The 16,901-nt window shown below is 43.5% G+C and carries 11 protein-coding genes and 1 pseudogene; 5 read left to right on the plus strand and 7 right to left on the minus strand.

Features of this window, described 5'->3' with window-relative positions:
* Positions 1 to 430 precede the first annotated feature (430 nt).
* On the plus strand, positions 431 to 3,226 hold the full coding sequence (locus tag I3249_RS06215; RefSeq protein ID WP_238069128.1) for a heavy metal translocating P-type ATPase: 2,796 nt from the start codon (positions 431 to 433) through the stop codon (positions 3,224 to 3,226).
* A gap of 119 nt (positions 3,227 to 3,345) precedes the next feature.
* Here I3249_RS06215 and I3249_RS06220 read toward each other — a convergent pair whose 3' ends face one another.
* The gene (locus I3249_RS06220; protein ID WP_057759239.1) at positions 3,346 to 4,068 is read right to left on the minus strand and encodes a Bax inhibitor-1/YccA family protein; all 723 of its coding nucleotides are present in this window, start codon (positions 4,066 to 4,068) and stop codon (positions 3,346 to 3,348) included.
* A gap of 319 nt (positions 4,069 to 4,387) precedes the next feature.
* On the opposite strand from I3249_RS06220, the gene I3249_RS06225 reads away from it, so the two are divergent.
* Together I3249_RS06225 and I3249_RS06230 are read left to right on the plus strand one after the other, a co-directional pair.
* A complete protein-coding gene (locus I3249_RS06225; RefSeq protein WP_179798759.1) occupies positions 4,388 to 5,392 on the plus strand; it encodes an NAD(+) kinase in 1,005 nt (334 codons plus the stop codon).
* A gap of 55 nt (positions 5,393 to 5,447) precedes the next feature.
* Positions 5,448 to 5,759, plus strand: a complete 312-nt coding sequence (locus tag I3249_RS06230) for a DUF1315 family protein (protein ID WP_057759241.1) — start codon at positions 5,448 to 5,450, stop codon at positions 5,757 to 5,759.
* Positions 5,760 to 5,885: 126 nt separating this feature from the next.
* Here the strand turns inward: I3249_RS06230 and I3249_RS06235 are convergent, their stop codons facing one another.
* The 5 genes and pseudogenes from I3249_RS06235 to I3249_RS06255 all read right to left on the minus strand — a co-directional run bounded on the left by I3249_RS06235 (position 5,886) and on the right by I3249_RS06255 (position 13,253).
* Positions 5,886 to 6,260 (minus strand): HopJ type III effector protein, encoded by a 375-nt coding sequence (locus I3249_RS06235; RefSeq protein ID WP_057759243.1) that lies wholly within the window; start codon positions 6,258 to 6,260, stop codon positions 5,886 to 5,888.
* Between the two features lie 179 nt (positions 6,261 to 6,439).
* Positions 6,440 to 6,607: pseudogene (csrA, locus tag I3249_RS06240) on the minus strand (carbon storage regulator CsrA); the annotation flags it as partial.
* Positions 6,608 to 7,030: 423 nt separating this feature from the next.
* The gene (locus I3249_RS06245) at positions 7,031 to 8,317 is read right to left on the minus strand and encodes an aspartate kinase (RefSeq protein WP_057759246.1); all 1,287 of its coding nucleotides are present in this window, start codon (positions 8,315 to 8,317) and stop codon (positions 7,031 to 7,033) included.
* Between the two features lie 357 nt (positions 8,318 to 8,674).
* A complete protein-coding gene (alaS, locus tag I3249_RS06250; protein WP_238069129.1) occupies positions 8,675 to 11,347 on the minus strand; it encodes an alanine--tRNA ligase in 2,673 nt (890 codons plus the stop codon).
* A gap of 154 nt (positions 11,348 to 11,501) precedes the next feature.
* Complete coding sequence (locus I3249_RS06255; protein WP_238069130.1) at positions 11,502 to 13,253, minus strand: TIGR00341 family protein; 1,752 nt, start codon at positions 13,251 to 13,253, stop codon at positions 11,502 to 11,504.
* 275 nt (positions 13,254 to 13,528) lie between these two features.
* On the opposite strand from I3249_RS06255, the gene I3249_RS06260 reads away from it, so the two are divergent.
* Entirely contained in the window at positions 13,529 to 13,741 is a 213-nt protein-coding gene (locus tag I3249_RS06260; protein WP_101206118.1) for a hypothetical protein, read from the plus strand.
* A 153-nt stretch (positions 13,742 to 13,894) separates the two neighbouring features.
* Here the strand turns inward: I3249_RS06260 and I3249_RS06265 are convergent, their stop codons facing one another.
* A complete protein-coding gene (locus I3249_RS06265; RefSeq protein WP_238069132.1) occupies positions 13,895 to 15,298 on the minus strand; it encodes a L,D-transpeptidase family protein in 1,404 nt (467 codons plus the stop codon).
* Positions 15,299 to 15,638: 340 nt separating this feature from the next.
* On the opposite strand from I3249_RS06265, the gene prmB reads away from it, so the two are divergent.
* Positions 15,639 to 16,811 (plus strand): 50S ribosomal protein L3 N(5)-glutamine methyltransferase, encoded by a 1,173-nt coding sequence (prmB, locus tag I3249_RS06270; RefSeq protein WP_238069133.1) that lies wholly within the window; start codon positions 15,639 to 15,641, stop codon positions 16,809 to 16,811.
* Positions 16,812 to 16,901 lie beyond the last annotated feature (90 nt).

Consider the following 16,901-nt stretch of genomic DNA (forward strand, 5'->3'; position numbering starts at 1 on the left):
GCACCATTTTTGGATAAAAAACTGCCTCATAATGACGCAAATTGACAAATTTTTCAATCTATCATCGTTAACGCAGGCATTTATTGGTCGTAGACCATGAGCGATGGTACTGCTCATAGCGATGGCTTATAGTATAATCCCTATTAAAATACCGATACTTGTAATAAAGCGTCAGTCACTTTCAATCTGGTAGATAAACGCTATATAAGATAACAATTTACGATTGTCCTCACGATGTATTTTGTATGAATTCGCTGTTGCTAATTGTTTGCTATTAGCCGTTTGTTATTAATATTATGCTACTAGCGGTAGTAATATTCATGTGATTAAAAACGGCTCTATTGCATGACGTACAGTACAGTCAATACGAGCAAGTTTGCTTTAAGTGAATGCATTTTAAGCAAGCCTGTCAAAGGAAGTAAGCGCGACTATGTCTAGTATCCCATCATCAGTATCATTTGCTACCAATCACTCTTATGAAGACACTTCTATCATCGAAGGATTAGTGCTCCCGCTGGCTGACCACTGCTTTCACTGCGGTGATCCCGTACCTCAGCCACCGTTTTATGCTGAGATATTAGGTCAGTCACGAGAGATGTGTTGTATGGGCTGTCAGTTAGCTGCCCAAAGTATAGTAGAGGCTGGTCTTGAGCAGTATTATCTTGACCGATCGGAAATTAACCGTACAGCAAGTTTGCCAACTCAGCTGACACGTCTCGAGGTCTACGATCATGACGAGATAAAATCACAGTTCGTTTACGCGCAAGATGGCATGTCAGTAGCAGAGCTGTCTGTTAATAACTTACGGTGTGCTGCCTGTACTTGGCTGATTGAGTCACGTCTCGATGAGCTAGAGGGTATTGGTAAATGTCAGGTGAATTTGACCAACCAACGTATGCGGGTTATTTGGGATGAAGATAAGTTACCTATCAGTCGTATTCTAGCGGTCATCAATGAAATCGGCTATGAAGCCAAGCCTTATCGGCAAGATACTCATGAAGCCATGCTGGCACGTCATAATAATCAAATGCTATTGCGTCTCGGCATCGCTGCACTAGGTTCGATGCAAGCGATGATGTATGCCGTTGCGCTGTATTTTGGCGAGTATAGCGACATGTTGATATTCCAACGTGACTTTTTGCGTTGGGTATCTTTGTTTGTGAGTACGCCTGTATTTTTCTATGCTGGCATTCCTTTTTTTACCTCTGCATGGTCAGCAATTCGTGCGCGCCAAGTCAATATGGATGTGCCTGTTAGTCTTGCCTTGATTATCACCTTCTTTGCCAGTCTATACGCCACCATTACTGGACAAGGGGAGACATACTATGACTCGGTCAGTATGTTTATTTTCTTTTTGCTGGCAGGGCGTTATATCGAGCACAATGCACGTCTAAAAGCCGCGACTATGGCTAATGATTTGGTTGTGGTTGAGCCGGTATTGGTACAAAAAGTCGCTGAAGATAAAGCCGCTGCCGAGCGTATTTTACAACTTCTAAAAGAAAATGAATATCAACAAGATGAGGCTATCGAAGATGAGGCTCAAAAGGCATCAGACGCGGCTGATGTCATGCCTGATTTTATGCAGCGTATGGACGCCAATGTTTATCAGCTCACATCACGTATCGCTCAAGATTGGCAACAGTCATGCAACCAACAGAATGTGCAATCACAATCGGAAGGCGATATAGATTCAAAGCAAATGGTCACCGCTCATAGTTTACAAGTGGGTGACATCATTTTGGTTGAAGCGGGCTCTGAGATTATCAGTGATGGCATCTTGCTAAGTTCTACTGCAACGGTGTCACAAAGTCTACTGACGGGCGAGGGTGATTTAATCATCAAGTCTCAAGGCGATTATATTGTTGGCGGTGCACAAAACGACAGCCAGCCGTTCGAAATGCTAGTCACCGCCTTGCCAAAAGACAGCCAGATAGGCCTAATTGATCGATTGATGAATCGTGCCATGAGCGAAAAACCCAAATTGGCGCAGCAAGCAGATAAGCTAGCACGTTGGTTTGTCGCGCGTATTTTGGTGTTATCCGTCTTAGTATTTATCGGCTGGTATATCGTCGATCCAAGCCAAGCGATTTGGGCAACCGTGGCAGTCTTGGTCGCTACTTGTCCATGTGCTCTGTCGTTGGCGACGCCGATTGCCTTAACCGTCTCAACCAATCGTCTGGCAAGCTATGGTTTTTTGACGACGCGTGGACATACACTACAAACGCTAGCTGAAATCACGCATTTTGCTTTTGATAAGACTGGCACGCTGACTTATGGTAAGCCAAATTTATTAAATATCGAATTAATCACACCAAAAAGCCAGAACGAATCTGATGGTTTATCATCAACGGCGCAAAAAGATACGCTGTTGGCAATTGCAGCTGCACTAGAAGTAGGGAGTCGTCATCCAATTGCCCATGCGTTACTGACGGCAGCCTATCAGTTACATCTACCATCGACGCAAGCCGTACAGCATTATCCAGCGGGCGGGGTGGAAGCGATGATTGATGGCACTGTATATCGAATCGGTCACAAGGACTTTGCGTTAGATAAAACAGATAATAGCGTCAATGATATAGATGCTAGTAATGATTTAACCATCGATCTAGTAGCGCAACGAGCCAGCTCAGCAGTGCTGTTATCTTGTCAGAACACTGATGATAACGGATGGCAGGCGCTGGCATGCTTTTATTTCAATGACAAGGTACGTGATAGTGCGCAGTCGATGCTGGATACGCTCAAAGAGCTAGGTATCGAGTCTGTTATGTTGACAGGTGATCCAAGCCCGCAAGCGCTAGTCATGGCTGAGAACTTGGGAATGCAAGCAGCATACAATGGACTATCACCAACTGATAAGGTCAATCATATCCAGCAGTTGCAAGCTAATGGTGCTGTGGTATTGATGGTAGGTGATGGTATCAACGATGCACCAGTGCTAGCCGCAGCAGATGTGTCGACCTCGATTGCAGGTGCGGCAGACTTAGCACAAGTATCTAGTGATAGTATTATCTTAAATGGACAGATCGAGGCCATCACTGCGGCTAAACGCATCTCTGATAAGACGGAACGTATTATCAAGCAAAATTTCCGTTGGGCGCTTGCTTACAACAGTATCGTCCTGATACCAGCGGCTTTAGGCTATGTGCCACCATGGCTCGCTGCAATTGGTATGTCGCTCAGCTCATTGTTTGTTGTATTAAATGCATTGCGTCTAAAACGTGCTTAGTCTCTTTAAAAAGCATTTAATGTAAACAGGTCTGTAAAGTTTGCCCATAAAAAAACCGCCTTGCATCAAATGGAAGGCGGTTTTTTCTATACAGAGATACTGTTAGGTTACTCTTACAATTAGTCTTGTAGATAGCTTAGCAGACGCATAAATTCGATATACATCCAGACGAGGGTTGCAAGAATACCAATACTGAACAACCATTCGTAATCTTCAGAAACACCCATCGCAACACCGCGATCAATATTATCGAAATCTAATAGCAAGGTGAAAGAAGCGATAACGATGACAAATAAGCTAAAGCCAATAGCGATAGCGCCACCTTCAAATAGGAACGGCAATGATGAACCAAACGCTAGAGAAAGTACCCACTGTGCTACATAAACAAGCATAATGGCAATAACCGCTGAGGTCACGATAGAGCGGAACTTTTCAGTAACCTTAACTAGACCTGAACGATATAGACCAAGCATAACTGCAGCTGTGACGAAAGTTGCACACATTGCAGTGACTGGTACTGTTGGATACATTCTCATGAAAAATAATGAGATGCCGCCCAAAAAGATACCTTCTAGCAAGGCGTAAGGCACTGCCAAAGTCTTGGCTTTTTGCGGCTTAAAGGTAATAAAAAGAGCCAGAACAAACGCAGCAATCATGCTACCAAAGGCTGCCATCGTAATAAAACCTTGCGATAAACCTGCCATAAGCGCATAAAAGAAAAAGCCCACACCAGTAATGGCTGATAAACCAAGTAATAAGCTGGTCTTTTGAATTACGCCCTTGACCGTCATTGGATTACCGCCGATCGCAAGTTCTGCGCGACTGACAATAGGATTGGCCATACATAAGTCCTTAATAATAAAATATAAAAATAGTGATGTTAGTTACTTTAGCAAAACCGCCATTATTGTCAACTGTGTTTGCGTGACAACTGCTGCGGTGCAACCTCAGGCTGTTCATTGTCTAGTGCATCGAGCTACAGTATCGCCCAATACGCTAATTGAAAAACTGAACAGACAGATCTGACTAAGTAAAACATTCGATAGCTTTTATATGGGGTCAGTTACGACAGTTAACAACGATAATTAATAAACATGCTAGTCTAAGCGCGCATTTATCGCTATCATTACCTTGTACTTCACCGTTATACCGAGTCGTTTTATGGAAAACTCAGCGCAGTCAGCAAGATTGCCACACTTACATGAATCAGAGCTATTCCACGCTATTAAAAACCCCGCCTTTAGGCGTATTGGTCTAATGGGCCGTGCTGGTAAACGTAGTGTCACTCAAAGCTTGGTACAGATTGCCCAAACCGTCAATGACATGAATTTGACCTTGATAATGGATGTACAAACAGCCAATTTACCAACGCTTGACCTCACAGATATAGAAAGAGTCAAAATCGTCAAACGTGGTTTGATTGGTGAGATTTGTGATTTGGTTATTGTGGTTGGCGGTGATGGTTCGATACTACATGCCGCTGAGGCGTTAGCACGCTACCGTGTACCTGTACTAGGGGTAAACCGTGGTCGTTTAGGATTTTTAGCAGATGTAAAACCTGATGAAGCTGCCTTCAAGTTGCGCCAAGTATTGATGGGAGACTATCAACTGGACCATCGGTTTTTATTGACGATGGAGATACGAGAAGGGCGCAAAATTATCCATGAAGATATGGCGCTGAACGACATCGTACTGCATGCTGGTAAATCGGTACATATGATTGATTTTCAGATGAAAATTGATGGTCACGACGTTTATAGACAGCATAGTGATGGCTTGATAGCAGCAACACCGACTGGCTCTACCGCTTATGCCTTATCAGGTGGCGGTCCAATTATTCATCCGAGTATGGACGCTATTTGTCTGGTGCCGATGCATCCCCATACATTATCTAGCAGACCAATTGTGGTCAGTGGTAATAGTGAGGTCTGTATTCGTATCCACGAAGACAATCGTACTCAGCCGATGGTTAGTGCGGACGGTAAGCCAAGCGTGCCACTTGAGCAAGAGCAGCGCCTTCATATTCGTAAGCATCCTGATAAGCTTACCTTGTTGCACCCACCTGGGTTTGACTTTTATGAGGCCTGCCGTACCAAGCTGCACTGGAACGTACATGCCGAAGAATTCAGTCTTGATGTCGATGATGATATTATAGACGATGAATAAGCGTATCTATTAGACCAATATATGATGCAAAAAATGGTAGTGGAGAGTAGGCAAGATGGATAAACAAACAATACTAGCAAGTCTAACGCCCGAAGTAGTTGATAAGTTTCGTATGGCGATTGAACTAGGCAAATGGCCTGACGGTCGTAAGATTACCGCTGAGCAGCGCGAGACTTGTATGCAAGCAGTGATGGTATGGGAGCATGAGCACCTACCGCCAGCTGAGCGTACAGGTTATATTCATAAACCCGTAAAAGATGATGGCTCTGTCGTTGGCGCTGAATGTGACGTTGAGCACGAGCATCACTACCCTAATATGCCGAATCCTAAAGGTGCGGTACAGCCTGTTAAGTTTCGTGATAAATAGGTTTATAAGAAGTCTATAATAGTTGTGATAAAGACAATTGTCATAAAAAAGCCACGCTATATAGCGTGGCTTTTTTTACTTTACCAATAATTAAATTATCAGAAATAGCTTAATCACTATAAATGATTAAATAGCAGTCGTATCGACACTAGGACGAACCGTTAGCGGATTCTTTTGCATCAAGAATCCTTGCCAGCCCCAATGTAAAAAATTACGGATATTGGCATGATCGGTACCGTTAGGCGTTGCTTGAACCTTGGCATAATGTTCGCCAAATAGCTTAAGCGTGTCCAATTGGTTCAGGCCATGGTGCTTAGCAAAACCAAAAATCTTTGCGCTACCTTCGTTCTCACCGGCTGCATTATGTACCATCCCATTCACAAAAGGGGCAGGCGCATAGCGATAAAAATCATCGATAAAGCTGATGACATCATTGAATCCAATGGCTTTTTTGTTCAAACCATTAAGTAATGCCGATACATCTGATTGGCGGATACTCATAAATAAATGACCTCAGAGCAGATTAAAAAAACAATATAATATTTATGTGTGCTCAATGATGATAGTAGCCGTTGAGCGTTCAGCATTATAATTTAGCTAGCTTAGCGATTAAAGTAATCTTCATCATCAAACGAAGGCGAAAAGTTGCCTTGCTCAAGATGCTGCATTTGCGACTGTACAGAACGCTCATGCTGAATACGTTGATAAATCTCTTCGCGGTGTACTGCAATATCTTTAGGTGCGTTTACACCGATACGTACTTGATTGCCTTTGACGCCTAGAACCGTCACACTTACTTCGTCGCCAATCATTAGCGTTTCGCCCACGCGGCGTGTCAAAATTAACATGCGTCACACTCCTTATGTCGCATCAACAAATTATTACTCATCAGATTACTTCTCAATTGCAGAACATTACCGCAGCACCAAACACGCAATATAACCATTATCACGATGCCAGATATCGTGCCAATAGCGGTAATGATAGGTAGATTCATTTAGCCCAAATGAAAGCCCCATTATAGGCGGCATAACAGATACTGTCACGGCTTTTCACAAAACTATTAGGTAAATGCTCATTTCAACTATGCTAAAAAATAAAAATAGGACCTAAAAAGATCCTATTTTATTTAAGTACTGTATTTATTTGGATACTATTAATTCAAACGCTATTAATTTAAATGCTGTTTGTCTACATACTATATAAAGGCATTAATAGCGATTAATAGATAACCATCAATGCTAATGCTATATTTTAACAGTTTTTGTGTCTTATAGCCCAGCGATTTTGCTTTCACCGTCTTCACGATCTAGGCCAAATGCCGTGTGTAATGATTTAACGGCTTTTTCTAAGTGTTGATCTTGAATCAGAACCGACACCTTGATTTCGCTGGTTGAAATCATTTGGATGTTGATGTTGTTTTCAGCCAGTGTTTGGAACATAAGGCTAGCGACACCTGCGTGTGAACGCATGCCAACACCAACCAATGAAACTTTAACAACTTCACTGTTACCCAATATTTCTTTAGCGCCAATTTCATCTTTCACTTCTTCGTTAAGCACTTTTAGCGTCTTATCTAAATCAGTGCGGTTAACTGTGAAAGTAAAGTCAGTGGTACCGTTATCCGAAAGATTTTGTACAATCATATCGATTTCGATATTGGCACGACCAATTGGGCTTAAGATAGCAGAGGCGATACCAGGATGGTCAGGCACGCCGCGTACTAAGATTTTTGCTTCGTCTCTGTTGAACGCGATACCTGAGATGATTGCCTGTTCCATATTGTCTCCTTCGTCTATCGTAATTAGGGTACCCACGTTGTCTTGAAATTCTTGGTCAAAGCTACCGTCTGTGTTTTCATCAAAGCTAGAAAGTACACGCAGCGGCACGCCATATTTACCAGCGAATTCTACTGAGCGAATTTGTAGAATCTTGGAGCCAAGACTTGCCATTTCAAGCATTTCTTCAAATGTAATTTTTTCAAGTTTTTTGGCTTTTGAGGTCACACGAGGGTCAGTGGTATAGACACCATCGACATCGGTATAAATTTGACATTCGTCAGCGCCCAAGGCAGCAGCAATCGCCACACCTGTGGTATCAGAACCGCCGCGCCCTAATGTGGTCGCGTTGCCTTCTTCATCGATACCTTGGAAACCTGCCACAATAACGATATTGCCAGCATCTAATTGCTCGCGTATGTTTTTGTCATCGATGCTTTCGATACGGGCTTTGTTATGGGCGTTGTCGGTTTTAATCGCGACTTGGCGACCAGTCATTGAACGGGCACCAATACCAAGCTCTTTAATGGCCATAGCGAGGAGTGAGATAGAAACCTGCTCACCTGTTGAGACCATCTGATCGTATTCGCGAGGATCAGGTTGCGTGCTAATTTGGCGAGCTAGATCAATCAAACGGTTGGTTTCGCCGCTCATGGCTGAGACCACGACGACCACTTGATGACCATTGTCATGCCAGCGTTTGACTCGTTTGGCGACGTTTTTGATGCGGTCGATACTACCCATCGAGGTGCCGCCGTATTTCTGTACTATTAACGCCATAAAAATCTACCTATTTATTCAATAATGACTTTTTATTGTCATTGATGAGAGTCAATGTGATGCTCGTCAATGCTTGTATAGATAAAGCCAGATGATAAGAGTTATGCCTTTAGGTCTTTCATTCTTCTAATGGTATCTATCAACCTTATGGAATGAACAATATGCCCAAACGTTGACCTTTATACCATATCTGCCGCATAACTTTAAGCCTCAGGAGCGCTTAGATGTATGGCGATTGGTTATAGTAGTTATAACCAATCACGTATTCTATGTGTAATAGAGTAAAGCTATGCGATAAATATAAAGTACATTGTGACGCGCTATACCAATATATTCACGAGTTTAGTATTCGCTAGCTTAGCTAAGCTGGGTTTCAATCCAAGCAGGTAGAGCGCTGATAACCGCTGTACTGTTGCCAGACTTCGGTGCGCCACCTTGTGCGTAGTCAGGCTTACCACCACCTTTACCACCAAGCTCACCTGCCAAATGACGAATAATATCACCAGCTTTCACTTTTGCAGTGACAGATTTTGCGACGCTCGCTGCTAGGGCTAACTGATCGTCTTTATCACCAATCAATACAATCACGCTATCAGGCAGTTTTGATTTGATATCGTCCATCAGTGTACGGATGGATTTACCATCGATACCACTTAAGGTGCTGATAAGAACTGGCGTACCTGCGATCGTTTGTACATCATCAAGCAAATTGGCTGCTTGAGCACTGGCGATTTTTTGTTGCAAACGCTCTAGTTGTTTTTCTAGGTCACGTTGCTTATCAGCCATAGTACGGACACGCTGCGCTACTTCAGGACGTTTTACTTTCAGCTGACTTGCCAACTCACTTAGCTGTTGCTCGCTTTGCTGAATGTTTTTGACCGCATTCATACCTGTGACAGCTTCAACTCGGCGGATACCAGCCGCAATACCAGACTCACTGGTGATTTTTAGCACACCGATATCGCCCGTACGCTGTACATGCAAGCCACCGCATAGCTCGATAGAGAAAGGCTTGCGCTGACCATCAACGATACGGTCTGTACCCATGGTTAGGACTCGAACGTCACTGCCGTACTTTTCGCCAAACAGCGCCATAGCGCCTTGGTTCATCGCTTCATCAATCGACATGTGCTCGATACGGGCAGGGGTGTTGGCTTGAATTTGCTCATTAACGAGACGTTCAACACGCATGATTTCAGCAGCGCTGACAGGTTTGTCATAAGCAAAGTCAAAACGTAGTACTTCGCTTGAGACCAATGAGCCTTTTTGCGTGACCGCGTCGCCTAGCACTTCTCTTAGCGCTGCATGCAATAGGTGAGTGGCCGAGTGGTTTTTGGCACTGGCTGCACGAATGCTAGACAGTACTTGCGCTTCAGCGGTTTGTTTAGTACTAATATCACCCATGGTCACGACACCATAATGGATAATCGCCTGTCCAGATTTTTTGGTATCTTGTACTTCAAAGACGCCAGATGCTGTACGGATTTCACCAAGCTCACCAACCTGACCACCACCTTCAGCGTAAAATGGGGTGCGATCTAATACCACAACGCCTTCCATGCCTTCTGTTAAGCTGTCTGCTAGGTTGCCGTCTTGATAAAGCGCGTCAATAGTCACGCCGTCTTCTTCAAGCTGCTCATAGCCGATAAATGTCGTTGGCGTTTCTACTTGGATGACACTGCTGTAATCGACGTCAAACTTGCCAGCATTACGCGCACGCTCACGTTGTGCCTGCATATGCTCGTCAAATTCTGCTTCATCAATAGCAATACCACGCTCACGAGTGATATCTGCGGTCAAATCAAGTGGGAAACCATAGGTATCATAGAGCTTAAATGCAGCTTCACCAGATAGCGTATCGCCATCTTGTAAGCCTTCAAGTTCGCTGGCAAGTAAACGTAAGCCTTGAGCCAATGTTTTAGCAAACTGTGCTTCTTCTTTTTGAATAGCACTTTCGATGACGCTTTGTTTGTCTTGTAGCTCAGGATAGGCACTGCCCATTTCAGCTACAAGCGGCGCAACCATCTTATAGAAGAACTCGCTATCAGCGCCAAGCTTGTTGCCATGACGTACCGCGCGACGAATGACACGGCGCAATACATAGCCGCGACCTTCATTACTTGGCGTAACACCATCAGCAATCAAAAATGCTACAGCACGAATATGGTCGGCGATGACTTTCAATGATGATTGTTGCTCATTATTGATCTCTAAGATGTCAGCTGCTGCATCCATCAAATGGACAAACAAATCGATTTCGTAGTTGCCATGAACGCCTTGCATGATGGCACTAATACGCTCAAGCCCCATGCCTGTATCGACGCTAGGTGCTGGCAGTGGTAATAGCGTGCCGTCTTTTTGACGATTGAACTGCATGAATACGCAGTTCCAAATCTCAATATAGCGATCGCCGTCTTCTTCTGGCGTACCTGGCAAACCGCCTTCGATATCGGCGCCGTGGTCATAAAAGACTTCGGTACAAGGGCCACAAGGACCAGTATCACCCATCGTCCAAAAGTTATCAGAAGCGTAAGGAGCCCCTTTGTTATCACCAATACGAATGATGCGCTCACTTGGAATGCCGATGTTTTTATTCCAAATCTCAAAGGCTTCGTCGTCAGTTTCATAAATAGTCACATAGAGACGATCTTTATCAATCGCTAACCACTTATCTGAGGTCAAAAACTCCCAGATATACTCGATGCCTGCTTGCTTGAAATAATCACCAAATGAGAAGTTGCCAAGCATTTCAAAGAAAGTATGATGACGTGCGGTATAGCCGACATTATCCAAATCATTATGTTTGCCGCCAGCACGTACACACTTTTGAGAGGTTACCGCACGTGTATAGTCACGTGGTTCCATACCCAAAAAGGTTTCTTTAAACTGATTCATACCGGCATTGGTAAATAGCAATGTCGGATCATTGTGTGGAATCAAGCTAGACGATGAAACTTGGGTGTGCTGCTTGCTTATGAAAAAATCGATAAAGGCTTGGCGAATATCGGCTGAGCGAAATGGCTGGCTCACAGCGGCTCCTTACTGACGGATAGAATTGAGTAAATGACATAAAATAATTTTGCAAGCGATTTTAGCACAAACGCCCAAGCTCTTGGTACAAGAGTTATAACTACTAGGTTATTATACGTGTGCTAGTCATTGCCTAATTTATAGAGTATGCAAACTAGTTGGTCAAAATTGCAGCATCCGTTTCATCCAATTTGTCTTGTGTGGTTGGATTGGACTCGATTACTTGTACAGGCAAATAACGTAATTGGAGCTTGATTGGCAAGTACTCTGGGAAATTCTCTGCCATATCATTAGTAATGAGCGTTTCAATCTGGCGTACGTCATATGAACTCGGCAAAGTCTCTCCACGTACGATTGCTCGCACCACTTGGTTCTCTTCTGAGGTATCAAACTGCGTATTGGTCAATACATTGCCTTGGTCGATAAAGTAGTTGTTGATGGCTTCTTTTACACTACTCTCAAATACTTGCTGCTTGGCATTGGTCTGTAGATTGATGGTTAAGTAGGCACCTAAGCCACCAAGTAGCAACAAGGTCACGGCATTGCGCTGCAAAAAGGTCAGATAAGTATTGGATTTATAATCGTCATCGACCAAACGACGGAAGCCTAAGACCCATAATACAAGCGCGTTGGTAAACTGGATAGCAAGAATGTTAGTCGCTGCCAATAATAGCGCACCAAGCCCGAGTTGCATCTCGCCATTAGCGAGCAAGATACCACTAGCTGCCAGTGGTGGTACTAAGGCTGTGGCAACCGCAACGCCAACAACCGCAACCGAGAGATGCGGAGATACCATCGCATAAGCACCAGCTGTACCACCTGCTAAGGCAATCATTAAATCCATAGAGGTAGGCTGGGTACGTGATAGGATTTCTGCCGTTAGCGGTTGGTCTTTGTGTAGCCAACCAACGATAAAGCCGACCAATACCACCAGCGAGACACCGATAATGACGGTAAAAAGCGACTTACGCAGTAAGGGCATACGGTGATCGATAATCGCTAGCGCTATACCCGTGATAGGGCCTAGCATCATCGCAACCAACATAGCTCCGATAACCACGGCTGCTGAATTGGTCACTAGCCCATAACTGGCAATGATGGCAGACAAAATATTCATGATGAAGTACATCTTGCTAGGCAGTGCGTTCGCCTCAATCCTAACCCGTACTTCTGGGTAATCTACCTTTTGATTGCTGAATTGCTCGGCGACAAACTGCTTATAAGATTCAAGCTTGGCTTCTTTTTCCTCTTGAACCTCATCCTCGTCACTTTCATCTTGAGACTTTTGAGCGTCGCTGTCTTCTACATCGGTGTCTTTACTTTGACTTTTATCTTCTGAATTATTCTCTTGATTGTCATCATCGCGACTAGATTCATTTTTTGTCTTTTGTTGATTGGCTGTTTTGTTATCTGATGACTGTGCTGCGATGTTTGTGTCATCAGCAGGGTCATCGGCAGGGTCGTCTTCTGCTTCTACCGTTACTTCAGCACCACTATCATCTTGAGCACTTTTTTCTGTTATTTCTGCCGTATCCGACTGGAAGAAATCGGACTTTTCTTTCGCTTCTATAGTTTCTGACTCTGCAACCTCTGATGCTTCAGTATTTGATTGTGACTCAGGTTCTGTCGACTCCAATGTTGCTACGACCACATCGTCACTGATGGTTTCCATCGTTATCTCGGCGTCAGGTGGCTGCGCACATTCAGTGTCTACTTCGGAGTCTGTTTTGCTATCTGTATCAGTCGATTGCTTGTGTTGATTGTCTTCGCTTTCATCGTGATCGACAGCATCATCATCAACTACTAGGTCAATTATCGCGTCTTGATCTTGAGAAGCGTTAGTAGTGACAGATGAATCTTTTGGATCCAATGAGTTAGGCGCAGTGTTTTTTTTAGATGAGGACATAGCAGATAACATTCTTAGTAGATAAAGAAAGTCATTATTGTAATGATAAATAGATAAAGATATAGGAGATTCTTGAAAATATAAAAAAGAGTTGAGAGAAGGTGGGGGTAAGAACTGATGTTTCTTATGATTAAGTCTAAAACCTTAATAATAGCATGGTTTTTATTCAAAAGTCATTCAATATAGATGCTACAAGGGTTCACGGTAAATACTTACTTTTTTTGTGGAATTGAGGTTAAATATATTATATCCTCAATAAAGATAAGGAATAACTTATGAACTGGCCATTATTTTCTGTCATATACTCAATGACAGCCACCGTGACTATTGGGCTTTTTATGATCGGAGCTCTCGTTACAGGGTTCGATGAGATATTTCATATTCAAATAGCGGTGGGATTGGGTTTTTTGGCTTCAATACCTGCAGGGTTATTCTTTACCAAAAAAATTGGCAGTATTACTGGCAATGAGGAAGGCTATAAGACATAAAGGCGAACAGTAAGACACAAAGACAAGCAGTGTTATCGATGTGAAGTGGAACCGCCCATCAACAAACAAAAAAAAGACCTCAATATTGAGGTCTTTTTTATCATTAAAAATACTTGATAACTAGTATCGAAGCTAGTTTTAATACAGTTCTATTTATTGAAGTTCGACAACTGCGCCATTTTCGATATTGGCATACACTTCTAACACATCCCAGTTGGTCAAGCGAACACAACCTGCTGAGCCCTGACGACTGATACCTTCAGGTACTGGTGAGCCATGTAAACCGTAAGAAGGCTTAGATAATCCCATCCAAACGACACCGACTGGGTTGTTTGGTCCTGGTGCTATCATATGAACTTTCTTTTGAGCGCCTTCACCGACGGTTGATTTATACCAAGGCATTTTTACTTTATTGATAATTTTGAACTTGCCTTTTGGAGACGGTGTGGCATCGCTACCGACGGTCGTCGGATAAGTAGCAACCAATTTGTCACCATTATAGGCATACAATGTTTTGTCGGCTTTGTTGGCAACCACGCGATTGATACGTTGGTTCAGCTTGTCACGAGTATTTAGTACTGTGATAGTCTCGCCAACAGCGTACTTTTTATTTTTGTTGAGTTTATCTAAGTAACGTACATCCATATGGAAACGTTCACCTAGCATCTCTTTAATGTCTTGATAATAAAGACCTTTCATTTTTGACTTCGCTTCCGAACCAGAAGGGGTAGTCGCAAAATTGGTATTGATATCGTCTGCGGTCAACGTATAAGTGACCAGTACAGGTTTGTTCGCAGGGATATTTTTAACCAAGGCATCCCAAGTTTTTTGGTCCATTTTACCAGTCGCTGGCAAGCCTTTCATCGTTTGGAAGTTAACAAGGGCTTTTTTGCTGTTCATACCCCAACCGCCATCGATAGGACCAGGAGAAGCATGGTTCCAATCGAGCAGCGCCTGCATTTTGATGGTCATCGCTGAGTTGACTTTCATATTAGGTGACCAGACAGCACCATTCACTTGCTTAGCATAGTTCGACAAGTTCAGCGTTGTGTGCTTCTTACCATCCTTGTCTTCGATGTTTTTGATGGTTGGATCATCGCTAAAGTCTTGACGCTTCTCACTCTCTGGTAACTCAAAAGCGAGTGGATCAGACGAGTCGATAGATGATAGGTCGCTAGGCGCCGCGACGGCTTGACCTTCACTAATGTCATCATTGCGGTCAGCTTGCTCATCTTTACGCGTTAGTTCTGCTGCACTCATATTATCAGCAACTGGGGCTGGCACGTTTTGGTTGGCTTCTTGCTTATTATTGATAAGCTGGTTCATGCTGTCGACTGGTTTCGCTTTCTCTGTATTTAACTGTACAGTAGCAGCGCCATCTGAGCGACTACGGTTTTCTTGCACATTAAGGCTAACCTTTTTTGCAAGACCTGGCATAGCGTCAGCCGTGCGTACTGGCAATGTGCGAGTACTATCGGCAGGTGCAGCAAGTGCGGCTACACTAGCACTTACAGCTGCGATAGATATGGCAGTAATAATTGGCTTTATTTTCATCATATTGAGTCACTTGTGGTTGCTACTAATGCGGCTATTATGCGCATAATTTGATTGCATCGCAAACTTTTGACACATCTTTTTGCATTTAAGACTTGCCAAACGTCAACTGCTGACGTATTCGCTACAGTTGGGTAATAATTTAACCAAGGTGTGTATGGCGTCGTGCTCGATTCTTACGCAAACTATTCATTATTCGCACTATTTTTTGTGCAAGTAAAAATGACAGTTATTGGCGCTACTAGAGGTTTACGTCTATAATGTATGACTGAATTTTATTTAATATAACGATTTTTAGCAAAAAGCAATTTAACCCGCTAGCAGTTAATCCACAAGGTGCGATATGTCAGAAGACCAAACAATGAGTGCAGAAGAGTTTCAAAACCAATACTTCAATGATGAGTCTGAGGGCTTAGACGGTGAGATGGAGTATGATTTAGAGACTGGACTTCTTGGTGAGCACGATGAATTTGCTAACTTACATTTAGAGCTAAACGAAGCACGAGAGCAGCTCGTCAGTATTCGCGACTTTATTCGTTTTTCAGTCACACAGCTGCGTAATTATGACGTTGTTGTTGCACAAGGCACGACCGATGAGTTTGCAGAAGCGTCAGCCATTGTCTTGCATTCTTTGTCTCTCGATTGGTCTGCCAATGAGCAGATTTTAGACTGTCGTCTGACCACGTCTGAAAAGCAGTTGGTACTAGGGCTGTTAGAAGAGCGTATCGCTGAACGTAAGCCGTTAAGTTATTTGATTAACTTGTCGTACTTCTGCGATTTGCCTTTTTATGTTGATGAGCGTGTTCTTATCCCGCGCTCACCGATTGCAGAGTTGATTCGTCAGCAGTTCCATCCATACTTTGAAGTTACCGAATTGGCCAAACCACTGGGTGTCAGTCCGAACGAAAAGTCAGCGGTATTCTATGATCATGGCTTGGATGTAAAGCAATTGTCGCAGCCTGAGCGTATCTTGGACTTGTGTACTGGCTCTGGTTGTATCGCAATCGCGCTTGCTACCCGTTTCGTTGATGCGTTGGTCGATGCTGTTGATATTGATAAAGGCGCGTTAGAAGTGGCAATGGTCAATGTCGATCATCATGACCTTGGTCATCAAGTAAACGTAATCGAGTCTGATTTGTTTGCCAAGATACCTGCTGAGAACCAGTATGAGCTTATCGTCACCAATCCACCGTACGTGGACGCCGCTATCATGGCAGATTTGCCGCCTGAGTTCTTATATGAGCCTGAGCATGCACTTGCAGCTGGCCAAGACGGCTTAGATTTGGTACATCGTATCTTATTTGAAGCGCCAGATTACCTTAGCCCAGATGGTTTACTGATCTGTGAGGTAGGTGACAGCGAATGGGCACTAAAACAAGCCTATCCTGAAATCCAGTTTGATTGGTTGAAGTTTGCACATGGCGGGCATGGTGTCTTTGCGATTACCTATGATGAGCTAGTTTCAAACCGTCAATTGTTTGCCTCTTATGTTCAGCTATTAGATAGTCTTAAATAGCTAAATATTAGCTTGAATGGGCGTCGGCTGCACGAGTCGAAACTATAAGCAACAATACAATCACTCATTATAAGCAACACAAGCAATCAT

The organism is Psychrobacter sp. Ps1, from assembly GCF_022129425.1.
In the GTDB taxonomy this organism is placed as follows: Bacteria; Pseudomonadota; Gammaproteobacteria; order Pseudomonadales; family Moraxellaceae; genus Psychrobacter.

What these genes read in the sequence shown, in the direction of transcription:
- I3249_RS06235 (WP_057759243.1), bottom strand. Translation starts at nt 6,260, where the DNA reads ATGAGTATCCGCCAATCAGATGTATCGGCATTACTTAATGGTTTGAAC.
- I3249_RS06220 (WP_057759239.1), bottom strand. Translation starts at nt 4,068, where the DNA reads ATGGCCAATCCTATTGTCAGTCGCGCAGAACTTGCGATCGGCGGTAAT.
- I3249_RS06225 (WP_179798759.1), top strand. Translation starts at nt 4,388, where the DNA reads ATGGAAAACTCAGCGCAGTCAGCAAGATTGCCACACTTACATGAATCA.
- I3249_RS06265 (WP_238069132.1), bottom strand. Translation starts at nt 15,298, where the DNA reads ATGATGAAAATAAAGCCAATTATTACTGCCATATCTATCGCAGCTGTA.
- prmB (WP_238069133.1), top strand. Translation starts at nt 15,639, where the DNA reads ATGTCAGAAGACCAAACAATGAGTGCAGAAGAGTTTCAAAACCAATAC.
- I3249_RS06230 (WP_057759241.1), top strand. Translation starts at nt 5,448, where the DNA reads ATGGATAAACAAACAATACTAGCAAGTCTAACGCCCGAAGTAGTTGAT.
- I3249_RS06260 (WP_101206118.1), top strand. Translation starts at nt 13,529, where the DNA reads ATGAACTGGCCATTATTTTCTGTCATATACTCAATGACAGCCACCGTG.
- I3249_RS06215 (WP_238069128.1), top strand. Translation starts at nt 431, where the DNA reads ATGTCTAGTATCCCATCATCAGTATCATTTGCTACCAATCACTCTTAT.
- I3249_RS06245 (WP_057759246.1), bottom strand. Translation starts at nt 8,317, where the DNA reads ATGGCGTTAATAGTACAGAAATACGGCGGCACCTCGATGGGTAGTATC.
- I3249_RS06255 (WP_238069130.1), bottom strand. Translation starts at nt 13,253, where the DNA reads ATGTCCTCATCTAAAAAAAACACTGCGCCTAACTCATTGGATCCAAAA.